Here is a 12,102-nt window from a genome sequence, read left to right on the forward strand (position 1 = left end):
CTGCCATGCGCAATCGCAAGCCCAGGCTCTCACCGGCCTTCAGGTTGCATATACCTCCAGCGGGCTCTGCAACCGCCGTCGAAGGAAATCCGCGAGCAGCGGTTGCTGCCCTTTCAGGATCTTTTGCTCCGCATCCGGTATTGTGAACCATTCGGCTCGGTCGACTTCGGGAAATTCCACCATCACGCCGGAGCGCGGCGGCCACTCCATCTGAAAGTGATTGCTGGCGATGGCTTTGAGATCGGTGTCGGCCTCGATGGCCCAGGCGACGACAATCTTGCCACCGGGTTGTTTGTATTCCCCGAGATGGTGAAAACTGCCTTCGACGTCTACGCCCAACTCCTCGCGGGTTTCACGTCTTGCGGCATCAAGCTCATCTTCGTCCTCTTCCACGAGGCCCTTGGGGATCGACCACGCGCCGATGTCCTTCTTAGCCCAGTAGGGGCCTCCGGGATGAACCAGGAGGACCTCGTAGCTACCATCGCGGAGGCGGTAGATCAGCAGGCCTGCACTCCGCTTGGCCATCTCGACTGCATCCTTTTGCTCTGGGAGGAACGCTGGGCGTGAAGGCCCAGCGTGCTGCTTTTAATTTGGGGTCTGGCGAAGGGCCACGCCATAGTCGCGGTAAACGCTCAGGCAATCGGTATAGCTAAGCGAGCCGTTCTCGCCGTAAATGACATGGGCGCTGGACGCGCTGGTTGCCGCTTCCTCCGATACGAAAAGGATCGCCTCGCCAAGTGATTTTCCCGTGATCGGGAGTTCGGTGCCATCTTCCTGCATGATACCTTCAATGATTGCCGCTATCTGGCGGTGGCTAAAGACCGCCCGTCTGTCTTCCGGTGTCATCGTTCTTACCTCTGCTTGAAATCAATGGATCTATCTGCCCAGCCTAGCGGTTTCATGACTTCGTGCGCAGCTCTGGTCGACATAGCTGCTCCGCTCGTCGGAATGCCCTAACAATGAGGGGCGGCAGGCGCGTTACCTGACCATCGCCCGATATCGCCGTGTGCGCAAACCGCAGCTGCCGGCCGACTTAGGTCACGACCGCAATAGGTCGTGATAGGGAACTAGATAGAGTCGGATCATCGACCGACAAGGTGGGTGGCGATAACTATCACCATCTAGTGACACAGTGCTCCGTCCCGGCCATCACGATTGCGTTTGGCAATCGGCATGCGTGTCACTATATCGACGCTCACCACAAAAACAGAAGCGACACGGACATGTTTCAAGCTGCGACCATTAATTCCGCCAACAAGGCCGATTTTTACGGGGAGCTCAGCCAGCAACTGAAGGGCTTGCTGCACGGTGAAAGCGATACGATCGCCAACGCCGCGAACACCTCGGCTCTCATGTTCGAAATGATGCCGGATCTGAATTGGGCTGGCTTCTACTTCCTGAGGTCGGACAGCGAGCTGGTCCTCGGGCCGTTCCAGGGCAAGGCGGCATGTGTCCGCATTGCCGTTGGCCGGGGAGTTTGCGGATCGGCTGTGGAGAAGGGGACTTCGATCCTCGTGGAGGACGTGCATGCATTTCCCGGGCATATCGCCTGCGATGCTGCGTCCCGTTCGGAACTCGTCGTGCCGCTCCATCACAACGGCAAGATCCTCGGTGTCATCGATCTCGACAGCCCGACTGCGTCCCGCTTCGACGCTGAAGATCAGGCCGGTGTCGAGGCTATAGCGCGGATTTTCGTCGAGGCGAGCTACTGAACCCTTTCGGGCTCAGTGATATTTCTCCCGCTCGCGAACGAGGATTGCCGGAGCATTCAGCCCGGCAATCGGTTGGTTGACATCCGCCGGGATATCTCCTGTCAGCTGGAGATCGAGGTAACGCGCGCAGCACACCCTCAGGAAAGACGTGAAGTTCCCGAGATCGTGGCCGGCATCGATGGATTCGTGATGCAACCTGGTAATCAGCTGCGTAACGTTCATGCGGTCTCGCCTGGCGATCTCTTCCAGTTTCGACCAGAAGAAGTTTTCCAGTCGAACGCTTGTCACCATGCCATCAATCCGCAACGATCGCGTCGTGCTCTCCCAGAGCTTCGCGTCCGCCTTGATGAACAGCTCGCACATCTCGTCTCTCCCTCCGTCTCCTCAGGCGGCGTCCGTTTGTAGCAGCGCCGATGCGTCCAGCACAGCCATGAATTGCCGTAACCAGGAGGGATGTGCCGGCCATGCCGGTGCGGTGACGAGGTTGCGGTCCGAGACCGCGTCGCTGATGGCGATATCCGCGTAAATGCCGCCGGCGAGTTCGACTTCCGGGCGGCAAGCGGGATAGGCCGAGCAGGTGCGGCCCTTGAGGACACCGGCTGCGGCAAGGAGTTGAGCGCCGTGGCAGATCGCCGCTACAGGCTTGCCGGCCTCGAAGAAGTGCCGGACGGCTTTGATGACATCAGGGTTGAGGCGCAGATACTCGGGCGCGCGACCGCCAGGGATCACGAGCGCGTCGTAATCTTCAGCGCGAATACTGGAGAAGGTTGCGTTGAGCGCGAAGTTGTGACCGCGCTTCTCGGAATAGGTCTGATCGCCTTCGAAATCATGGATAGCGGTCGCGACTGTCTCGCCGGCATTCTTGCCGGGGCACGCAGCGTGAACCGTATAGCCGCAGGCGAGCAGCGTCTGGAATGGGACCATCGTTTCATAGTCCTCGGTGAAGTCGCCGGTAATCATCAGAATCTTCGAAGCTGGCATCTGTTTCCTCCCAAAACCAACGGGAGGAGCTTAGCAAGGCAGGCGAGCGAACGGGTACTAAGGGAATACTACAGCCGAGATTCCGATGGGGCCGCGCACGCAAAAGCAAAGGGGAAGCACCGGTCGAGCGCGTCCCCGTCTGTTCTACTGCCAGGCAGACAAAAAAAGTCGCTATTGCTTCTTCTTTTTTGCCTCGTCGTCCATCAGTTCATACCACATGGCGTTGAGGACGGCGAAGGCGGCGGCCAGAGGCAAGCCGAGGATCCATGCGAAGTACCACATCGTCTTTCTCCTTTAATAAGCGTGGCCGCTCTTGTCGTTGACCGTCCCTTCATCGACCTTGCCCCAGAGAACTTTGTAGACCCAGGAAGTGTAGGCGATGATTATCGGCAGAAAAATCAGCGACACGACAAGCATGACGAATAGCGTCGTGTGGCTCGACGAGGCATCCCACACCGTCAGGCTCGAGTTTGGCTCGAGCGAGGAGGGCAGGATAAACGGGAACATCGAGAGACCGACGGTCGAGATGATTCCGAAGATCGAGAGCTTGCTGAAAAGCAGCGTTGCGACTTCCCACTTCGCCCGCATGGCGACAAACGCTGCTGCGGCTCCAAGGAAGCCCAGGACCGGCGCAATCATCATCCACGGGTAGGTGCCGTAATTGGCCAACCAAGAGCCGTCATGCGCTGCCGTCTTGAGGAGCGGATTCGACGGACCGGCCGGATCGATCTCGCTGGTGATGTTGTAGCCGTTTACACCAAGCGCCAAAAAGATTCCGCCGAGCGCGAAGAGGGCGATCACGCCAAGCGCGGCCAGGCTGCCGTAGCTTCTTGCACGCTCCGCGACCGGACCGCTGGCTTTCAGGACCAGCCAGGCTGCGCCGTGCATGACGAGCATTGCGACCGAAAGCATGCCGCAAAGCAGCGCGTATGGGTTCAGCAACCCGAAGAACGACCCCTCGTAGAAGATGCGCATGTCAGCCGGATCGAAGCGGAACGGCACGCCCTGCAGCACGTTGCCGACGGCTAGGCCGAAGATCAGCGACGGAACGAAACCGCCGATGAACAGCGCCCAGTCCCAGTTGTTGCGCCAGCGGGCGCTCTCGCGCTTCGAGCGATATTTGAAGCCGACCGGCCTCAGGATGAGCGCGAGGAGGATCGCGAACATCGCGAGGTAAAAGCCGGAGAACGAGACCGCGTAAAGCGGCGGCCAGGCAGCGAAGATCGCGCCGCCGCCGAGGATCAGCCAGACCTGGTTTCCTTCCCAGACAGGGCCGATCGTGTTGATGGCAATACGGCGCTCCGTATCCGTCTTTGCGACGAAGGGCAACAACGTGCCGACGCCAAGGTCGAAGCCATCCGTGGCGGCAAAGCCGATCAGGATCACGCCAAGAAGCAGCCACCAGATCAAGCGGAGGATTTCGTAGTCTATGAGTTCGTGCAGGATCATGATCGTTACTCCGCGGCTGGAACGAGGGTTTCGGAGATCAGCTCGGCTTCCGGCTCATTGTCCGGCTCAGGTCCCTTTTGGATGGCTCTGATCATCAGCGTCATCTCGACGACGATCAGCACTGTATAGAGCGCGGCAAAGCCGCAGATCGTCAGCAGAACCGTGCTTGCGCCAAGGCTCGACACGGCCATTGCGGTCGGCAGCACACCTTCAATGACCCATGGCTGGCGGCCGATCTCGGCGACGACCCAGCCTGCTTCAATGGCAAGCCAGGGAAGCGGGATGGCGAAGACGGCGATCATCAGCAGCAGTGGATACTTATCCAGGTGGCGCCGTGCCGACAGCCAGAAGAAGGTCGCCGTCAGGACGATGAAGAACATTCCGAGCCCGACCATGACGCGGAACGACCAGAAGAGCGTCGGCACATGCGGAACGGTGTCGCGCGCGGCCTGGGTGATCTGCGCGTCAGTCGCCTGGCGCGGATCGTCGACATAGCGCTTCAGAAGAAGGGCATAGCCAAGCTCGTGCCCCAGTTCCTCGAAGGAGGTGCGGAGTTGAGGTGCAACCGCGTCCGGCGTTGCGGCGGCACGGATCTGCATCAGCGCGTCGTAAGCCTTGATGCCGTCGCGGATACGCCCTTCAGCCTCCCGTTCCAGCTGGTCGATACCGGGTATTTCCGTCGTCAGCGAGCGTGTGCCGATCAGACCCATGACCCAGGGAATGTGAACGGCGAAATGTGTCTCGCGCGCGTCCTGATCGGGGAAGCCGAAGGCGGTGAAGGCGGCAGGCGCCGGTTCAGTCTTCCACATTGCCTCGATGGCGGCGAGCTTCATCTTCTGGTTTTCGGTTGCGAGGTAACCGCTTTCATCGCCGAGGACGACGACCGACAGTGCCGAGGCAAGGCCGAAGGATGCGGCAACCGTCATAGAGCGCTTCGCCATTTCGAGGTGGCGGCCCTTGAGGAGGTACCAGGCCGAAACACCGAGAACGAAGATCGACGCGCAGACATAGCCGGCCGAGACGGTATGGACGAACTTCGCCTGGGCGACGGGGTTGAAGACCACGTCGAAGAAGCTGGTGATTTCCATGCGCATTGTCTGCGGATTGAGCGCCGAGCCGACCGGGTTCTGCATCCAGCCGTTGGCGACGAGAATCCATAGCGCCGAGAAATTGGAACCGAGTGCCACACACCATGTCGCCATTAGGTGACCGACCCTCGACAGCTTGTCCCATCCGAAGAAAAACAGGCCAACGAAGGTTGCCTCAAGGAAGAAGGCCATCAGCCCCTCGATTGCGAGCGGGGCACCAAAGATATCGCCGACATAGTAGCTGTAATAGCTCCAGTTCATCCCAAACTGGAATTCCATGACGATGCCGGTGGCGACACCGATCGCGAAGTTGATGCCGAAGAGTATGCCCCAGAACTTCGTCATCTGTCGCCAGATGTGGCGGCCCGTCATGACGTAGACGGTCTCCATGATGGCGAGCAGCACTGAGAGTCCGAGCGTCAAGGGTACGAATAAAAAGTGGTAAAGCGCGGTCAGCGCGAATTGGAAGCGCGATAGCGCGACGATGTCTAGTTCCATTGTTTTTCTCCCACGGCCCCATGGGGTATGAAGAGTTTCCGCCAAACCGGATTGCCTGGCGGCCATGTCGTGTGACTCAGTCCGGTCTCAGCCGGTTCAAAGCCTTTTCGAACGCCGTCTCTCCACGGCGTGAAACTTCTGTGATGCGACCATCCTCCATGACCGCGATGGCATCGGCTATCGCGGCTTCGCGACGGATATGTGTGGCGATGACGAGCGAGCGTCCGTTCGCCTTCTCCACCAGACGGCGGATGACGTCGCGCGCGGTGGCGCCATCGAGACCTTCCGTCGGCTCATCCAGCAGCCAGAGCGGCGTGTCGCGCAGGAAGAGGCGGGCGAGGGCAAGGCGGCGCGACTGACCACCCGAGAGCCCCATGCCGCCTTCGCCAAGCGGCGTGTCGAGGCCGCGCGGCAAAGCTGCGACATCCTGCAAGAGGCCCGCCGCGGCGAGCGCCTCGCGCAGGGCGGTGTCTGGTGCATCGGGGCTTGCAAGCAGGAGATTGCCGCGAAGGCTATCTTGGAAAAGCTCCGTTCGCTGCGTCAGCAGGGTGGCGTCGAGGCATTCGACGCTTCCTTGGCTGGCGCGCATTTCGGCTGCGAGAAGGGAAAGAAGAGTTGATTTTCCGGCGCCGCTGGTGCCAACCAGGGCGAGCCTCTCCCCCAATTGCAGATCGAGATCGATATTGTGAAGCACGGGTGTTTCCGTGTCGTGTCCCGCGCTGACGCGGCTCAGGCGAAGCGCAAAGCCGGGAAGTGGCGCGGCGCTGTGGTGTAGTTCTTCATCATCTGCCGACAGGCGGGGCGCGATGCGGCGGGCAGCCACAAGCGTACGGCCAAGTTCCATCGCCCCACGGCGCAAGGCACCAAAGGGCTCGACAGCGGCGAAGGCGATCAGGATCCCAAGCACGGCGACTGGTGGGCTGACTGCGCCCCCATGGGCCAATGCCGCGACTGCCAGCAGCGCACCGGTCAGCAAAGCAGTGGCGGTGAAACCGAGGCCGATTGTGATGCCGGCTTCGATGCGGTTTAGGCGGTCGTCGGCAGCAGCGGCGTAGTGGTCGGCATCGGCAATCGCCGTACGCTGCGCGTCAAGGCGTCCGGCCATCAGCAAGTCGGTCTGCCCGGCAACGAGATCGATGGTGCGGGCGCGAATGGCTTCGATGCCGTGGGTGCGTCGACGGGCGTGCTTCGTTGCCCGGCGTCCAGCAAACAGCGGAATGCCGAGACCTGCGACGAGCAAGACACTGCCGGCAGCCAGTCCAAAAAGCCGATCCATGAGACCAAGCGCGACGCTTGTTGCAAACGCTGCGACAATAGCGACGCCCGCGGCTACCAGCACGCGCAGGTAAAGGGAATCGAGTGCATCAATGTCGCCCGTCAGGCGGAAGAGCAGGCGGGCCGGTCGGCGTGCGAGCTCGCGTGCGGCACCGGGCGCGGCCCATCCACGGAACAGCCGTTCGCGCAGAGCTGCGAGGACGCTCAGCGTTGCGTCATGAGTGGCTAGCCGTTCGCCGTAGCGTGAGGCGGTTCGGCCGAGTGCAAGCAGGCGAATGCCGGCCGACGGCATGAAGATGTCGAAGGTGGCAATCGTTGCGGCCGAAAGTCCGGCGATGCCGGTTGCGGTGATGAACCAGCCGGAGAGGCCGAGCAGGGCAATCCCCGCGGAAACGGTGGTCGCGGAAAGTGCGGCCCCAAGAAGCAGACCGCGGCGGCGTGCGGTCAGGAAAAGCCTAACGATCGGCTTGAGGCTGGAAAGCGATGTGCTCACTCGGCGGCCTCCCGTGCAATTTCGCGATCAAGGACGACCGTCCGGCCCATGCGTGCGGCAAGCTGTGGGTCATGGGTTGCGACGACAAGGGTGCGGCCCTTGGCCAGAGCGAGCAGGCTCTCGGTGATGTCGCGTGCGGTTTCGGCGTCGAGATGGGCGGTCGGCTCGTCCGCAAGTACGATGCAGCCCTCCGCATTACAGGCGGCGCGGGCGATGGCGATGCGCAGGGCTTCGCCGCCGGACACTCCCGTGCCTCCATCGCCAAGCGGACGGCGAGCGTGGCTGCGGGCGAAGCGGCCGAGCTTTGCGAGATCAAGGGCTCTTGCCACGGCCTGCATGGAGACGCCGGGCCGGCCGAGCGAAATGTTACCGGCGACCGTGCCGGCAAAAATATGCGGCTTCTGGCCGACCCAGGAGATCTTGGCCTGAAGGGCGGGGCTGGCTGGTTGTCCGTCGAGGGTGACGCCGCCGGTCTCACAGGCGGCGTGGCCGGCGATCAGTGCGAGCAGGGTCGATTTGCCGGAGCCGCTGGGGCCGAGCAGCGCAACGTGCTCACCGGGGCGAATGCTCAAATTGAAGGTATCGATGGCGGCGTTGCTGCCCTCGCTGTAGCGGAAGCCGATATTCTCCAAGCGGATGGCACCAGCTGCAGTTTGGGGTGCGGATGTATCGCTTACGATGGGCAGTTGGAGTCCATCCGCACTCAGCGCTTCGATCGCCTTGATCGCCGCTTCGCCGGCGGCACGGTCATGCCAGACAGCCGAGAGCTCGCGCAGCGGCTCGAAGAAGGCGGGTGCAAGCAGCAACACGAAGAGACCGCTCGTCAGGTCGAAACCACTGGCCCAGGCACCGAAACGGATCTCGCCGAGCAGGGAGAAGCCGACATAGACGGCGACCAGCGCGACGCCCAGCGCAGCGAAAAGCTCGAGAACCGCCGACGACAGGAAGGCGATTTTCAGGACGGCCATGGTGCGGGCCTTCAGCGAGTCTGCATCGGCTCTGAGCCTCGTCGCGGTGGCATCGACGGCACGAAGCGAACGGATCGTGGCCATGCCACGCAGGCGATCGAGGAGGAAACCGTTAAGGCCGCCAGTCGCCGCCAACTGCTTCTCACTCGCCGCCTGCGCACGCCAGCCGATCAATGCCATGAAGATCGGGATCAGCGGCATGGCAAAAAGGAGAATGAGAGCTGCAATCCAGGAAATGGGGAACACGCAGGCAAGGATGACGAGCGGCACTGCACTCGCCTTGAAGCGGGCGGGTTGGAAGCGCGAGAGATAGGGAACGATCATATCGGCTTGCTCGCCGATGATGCTTGCGGCTTCGCCAGAGCTAGGTCTTTTGCTGTCGATCGGCGAACGTCGGGCGAGGGCTGCGACGGCCAGTTCACGCCGCATCGACAATTCGGCGCGCGCTGCGCGAAATGCCATGCGGCCGCCGGTGGCCTCGAGGCAGCTTTTTACTATCCCGAGCAGTGCAATATAGATGGCGAGCCACAAGACGTCGTTGAAGCCGCCACCGTTCGCGATGCGGCCGACTGCCGTTGCGAGAAGCGCTGCCTGCGGGATCCAGATGAGCGATGTCAGGGTCTGGACAGCCGCTGCCTTGCGCAGCCCACCATGTCTGGGCACAGGTTTCGACGGCTTGCCGAAAGCCTGCTTTCCGTTTGCGTCTAAGCAAGCACTTGCCATAGCGCTAACTCTTGTTCGCAGGATTGGGCCGGCGGCCGCGGCCGAGCGAAACGACTCGGTCCTTGGCCTCTAGCAGCTTCGTCACTTTCGCACCTAAGGAGAGTAACGTTGCAAGCCGCTCTGTTTCAAGTTGTTTTACGTCTTCGTACCAATGCGTTAGCTGCTCGATCAGGGCGTGCATCTCGCTCATGCGCTCTTGGGCATGGCGCTCGGCATCGCTTGCCGGGCGCTGCATCAGGATTTCCCGCAGCACCGAGAGCGTCGGATCGACCTCGCGTTTCTTGCGCTCTTCCGCCAGCGTTCGCAGGATCTGCCAAACGTCGTCCGGGGTGGTGAAGAAGTCGCGCCGGTCATCCGGCTTGTGTTTCAGCAGGACGAGGTTCCAAGTCTGCAGTTCGCGCAGGCTCATCGAGACGTTCGAGCGCGAAATGCTGAGGGCATCGGCAATTTCCTCGGCACAGAGCGGTGAAGGCGACACGTAGAGCAGGGCGTAGATCTGGCCGACCGTGCGGTTGATGCCCCAGCGCGAGCCCATTTCACCGAAATGCAGAACAAAGGATTGAACGAGCGGTGGGAGATTCATATACGGTCTCCGTAATGTCTGTAATTTCAGAAATTTCTGAAATCACTATAATCCGGTCGGCTGTCTGGGCAATCGGCAAGTGAGGCCTGCGGCAATTTGGTGCCTCGATAGGGGTCAGGAAGCAGAAGCCGGCCGATCGTTGGGGAACGGCGTAGCGCGCCGCTTCATCGTGACACTTTGACCACGATCAAGAAATTGCTGTTCTCTCGCCATGGCCGTGGTCTATGCTTTTGCGCGGAGCTGATTTTGATGCGCAAAGACATACATAATTCAAACATACCAGTGCGTTGCATGAGCTGTGAGATCCGCCACAAGGGCGTGTGCGGTGCGCTCAGCGCTGAGGAGCTGCTGATGCTTTCCGCGCATACACGCCTGGTCAATTATCAATCCGGCGACGAGCTCGCTGGCGAGAAGATGCCGGCCGAATCCTATGCCACCGTGATCCGCGGCGTCGTGAAGCTTACGAAGAGGCTGGAAGACGGACGACAGCAGATCGTCGGCCTGCAGTTCGCTCCTGACCTTCTCGGCAGGCTCAATGCGAATGAGAATGCCGTGTCGGTGGAGGCTGCCTCCGACGTCAACCTCTGTCGCATTCCGAAGGCCGCGCTGGAGCGCATGGTCAAGAGTAATACCGCACTGGCCGAGCGGCTGATGGCGCAGGCGCTGCGTGAGTTGGACGAAGCGCGGGACTGGATGGTAACGCTCGGACGCAAGACGGCCGCCGAGAAGGTTGCTAGTTTCCTGTTGCTGATCGCCACCCATCTCGATCCCGAAACTGTCGGCGAAAAGCGCCGGTTCGAGCTGCCTTTGTCGCGGGCCGACATTGCCGACTTCCTGGGGCTGACCGTCGAAACGGTTTCCCGCCAGCTGTCGAAGCTGAAAACCGACGGCGTGATCTCGATCGTCGCCAACAGGCATATCGAGGTGCCGAAGCTGTCGAAGCTCAAGGCCTGCTGCGGCTCCTGACGATCCCTGTGCGGCATTCTTGAATGCAGGTTGCCGAGCAAGCCCATTCCGTGCAGGAGTGATGGTTCACCTCGTTCGAGAAGAGATCTGCATGTCTGCCTTGGCCAATCCGCTTGTTTCCCGCCTGTCTCCGCCACCCATTCCCTCGGTTCTCGCCTGGGCTCGCGAATACAAGGGCGGCAAAGGTCCACTGGTCGATCTCTCGCAGGCGGTGCCCGGCTATCCAGCCCATCCCGAAATGTTGCGGCTGCTCGGCGAAGCGGCATCTTCGCCGAAGACGACGGGCTATGGGCCGATCGAGGGCGAGGGCGTGCTGAGAGACGCATATGCCCGGCATATGTCTGACGTCTATGGGGCGTCCGTTGCTGCCGCCAATATCCATATCACTGCGGGCTGCAACCAGGCCTTCATGTCGGTGGCCATCGCGCTCGCCGGTTCCGGCGATACCGTGGCGCTGACCAACCCGTTCTATTTCAATCAGGAGACGACGCTGTCGATGCTCGGCATCAAGCGCGTTCTCGTCGACTGCAATACGGAAAATGGCTTCCTGCCTGAGGTGCAGTCGGCCGAAAAGGCGCTCGCGGCCGGCGCCAAGGTCTTGGCGGTGGTCACGCCGAACAATCCGACGGGCGCTGTCTATCCGCCTGAATTGCTGCTGGAACTGTTTAACCTCTGCCGCAAGCATGGGGCGTGGCTGATCGTCGACGAAACCTATCGCGACTTCCTTCCCGAAGGCTATGGCGCCCCGCATCCGTTGCTTGGCATCCCCGGCTGGGAAGACACGCTGATCCTGCTCTACAGCTTCTCGAAGTCCTTCTGCATTCCCGGCCATCGTCTCGGAGCGATCACCGCCGGCGTTAACGTCGTTGCCGAGATTACCAAGGTCATGGACAACATGCAGATCTGCGCGCCGCGCGCTGCGCAGGTTGCCGTTGCCGAGGCAATGCCGATCCTTGCGGACTGGCGGGCGGGAAATCGCCTGGAGATTGCGCGCCGCGCGGATGCGTTGCGGGCCGTCATGTCCGGATTGCCTGGCTGGGAGATCGGTGCGCTTGGCGCCTATTTCGCGTTCATCCGCCACCCGTTCGCGGAGCTCAGCTCAGCCGCTGTCGCAGAGCGTCTGGCGAAGGAAGCCGGTGTTGTTTGCCTACCTGGGAGCTATTTCGGGGAGGGGCAGGAGCACTATCTCCGCCTGGCTTTCGCCAATGCCGATGCGGCTTCGATCGGTTTGCTCGCGGATCGTCTTCGGTAGTTTTGAAATGATGAAGGCCCGCGCTAGCGGGGCTGCATTGTTCAACTCCTGTGGCGTATCGAAGCGGATGTCCCATCCGTCGTCACCCCGGCCCATGAGCCAGGGTCCAGCGCG

The 12,102-nt window shown here is 61.3% G+C and carries 13 protein-coding genes; 3 read left to right on the forward strand and 10 right to left on the reverse strand.

The features are described from left to right. Positions 1-39: 39 nt before the first annotated feature. Both RHIBUN_RS0108865 and RHIBUN_RS0108870 read right to left on the reverse strand, forming a co-directional pair. A complete protein-coding gene (locus RHIBUN_RS0108865) occupies positions 40-525 on the reverse strand; it encodes an NUDIX domain-containing protein (RefSeq protein ID WP_025659309.1) in 486 nt (161 codons plus the stop codon). Positions 526-585: 60 nt separating this feature from the next. Continuing rightward, the gene (locus tag RHIBUN_RS0108870; RefSeq protein WP_018116204.1) at positions 586-846 is read right to left on the reverse strand and encodes a hypothetical protein; all 261 of its coding nucleotides are present in this window, start codon (positions 844-846) and stop codon (positions 586-588) included. A 377-nt stretch (positions 847-1,223) separates the two neighbouring features. Between RHIBUN_RS0108870 and RHIBUN_RS0108875 the strand changes: the two genes are divergently transcribed. After that, positions 1,224-1,712 (forward strand): GAF domain-containing protein, encoded by a 489-nt coding sequence (locus RHIBUN_RS0108875; protein WP_025659310.1) that lies wholly within the window; start codon positions 1,224-1,226, stop codon positions 1,710-1,712. A gap of 12 nt (positions 1,713-1,724) precedes the next feature. Here RHIBUN_RS0108875 and RHIBUN_RS0108880 read toward each other — a convergent pair whose 3' ends face one another. The 8 genes from RHIBUN_RS0108880 to RHIBUN_RS0108915 all read right to left on the reverse strand — a co-directional run bounded on the left by RHIBUN_RS0108880 (position 1,725) and on the right by RHIBUN_RS0108915 (position 9,770). Beyond that, a complete protein-coding gene (locus RHIBUN_RS0108880; protein WP_018116210.1) occupies positions 1,725-2,075 on the reverse strand; it encodes a ribbon-helix-helix domain-containing protein in 351 nt (116 codons plus the stop codon). A 21-nt stretch (positions 2,076-2,096) separates the two neighbouring features. Next, positions 2,097-2,693 carry a DJ-1/PfpI family protein gene (locus RHIBUN_RS0108885; protein WP_025659311.1) on the reverse strand — a complete coding sequence of 199 codons (597 nt, stop codon included), beginning with the start codon at positions 2,691-2,693 and terminating at the stop codon, positions 2,097-2,099. Positions 2,694-2,864: 171 nt separating this feature from the next. Beyond that, positions 2,865-2,975 carry a cytochrome bd-I oxidase subunit CydX gene (gene cydX / locus RHIBUN_RS35230; protein WP_018857158.1) on the reverse strand — a complete coding sequence of 37 codons (111 nt, stop codon included), beginning with the start codon at positions 2,973-2,975 and terminating at the stop codon, positions 2,865-2,867. Positions 2,976-2,987: 12 nt separating this feature from the next. Then, positions 2,988-4,142: a cytochrome d ubiquinol oxidase subunit II gene (gene cydB / locus RHIBUN_RS0108895; RefSeq protein WP_025659312.1), complete on the reverse strand. Its 1,155-nt coding sequence runs from the start codon at positions 4,140-4,142 to the stop codon at positions 2,988-2,990. Between the two features lie 5 nt (positions 4,143-4,147). Beyond that, complete coding sequence (locus tag RHIBUN_RS0108900; protein WP_025659313.1) at positions 4,148-5,728, reverse strand: cytochrome ubiquinol oxidase subunit I; 1,581 nt, start codon at positions 5,726-5,728, stop codon at positions 4,148-4,150. A 76-nt stretch (positions 5,729-5,804) separates the two neighbouring features. Beyond that, positions 5,805-7,496 (reverse strand): thiol reductant ABC exporter subunit CydC, encoded by a 1,692-nt coding sequence (cydC, locus tag RHIBUN_RS0108905; RefSeq protein ID WP_025659314.1) that lies wholly within the window; start codon positions 7,494-7,496, stop codon positions 5,805-5,807. Next, on the reverse strand, positions 7,493-9,187 hold the full coding sequence (cydD, locus tag RHIBUN_RS0108910) for a thiol reductant ABC exporter subunit CydD (RefSeq protein ID WP_025659315.1): 1,695 nt from the start codon (positions 9,185-9,187) through the stop codon (positions 7,493-7,495). Before cydD ends, cydC begins: the two co-directional genes overlap by 4 nt. Before the next feature lie 4 nt (positions 9,188-9,191). After that, positions 9,192-9,770, reverse strand: coding sequence for a GbsR/MarR family transcriptional regulator (locus tag RHIBUN_RS0108915; RefSeq protein WP_018857153.1), 579 nt, complete (start codon positions 9,768-9,770; stop codon positions 9,192-9,194). A 291-nt stretch (positions 9,771-10,061) separates the two neighbouring features. Here RHIBUN_RS0108915 and RHIBUN_RS0108920 point away from each other — a divergent pair, with 291 nt between their 5' ends. Both RHIBUN_RS0108920 and RHIBUN_RS0108925 read left to right on the forward strand, forming a co-directional pair. Next, the gene (locus RHIBUN_RS0108920) at positions 10,062-10,736 is read left to right on the forward strand and encodes a helix-turn-helix domain-containing protein (protein ID WP_084659675.1); all 675 of its coding nucleotides are present in this window, start codon (positions 10,062-10,064) and stop codon (positions 10,734-10,736) included. 91 nt (positions 10,737-10,827) lie between these two features. Then, on the forward strand, positions 10,828-11,988 hold the full coding sequence (locus RHIBUN_RS0108925) for an aminotransferase (RefSeq protein WP_025659317.1): 1,161 nt from the start codon (positions 10,828-10,830) through the stop codon (positions 11,986-11,988). Positions 11,989-12,102: the final 114 nt, after the last annotated feature.

Source organism: Rhizobium sp. IBUN, assembly GCF_000510625.1.
GTDB classification, from domain to species: Bacteria; Pseudomonadota; Alphaproteobacteria; order Rhizobiales; family Rhizobiaceae; genus Rhizobium; species Rhizobium altiplani.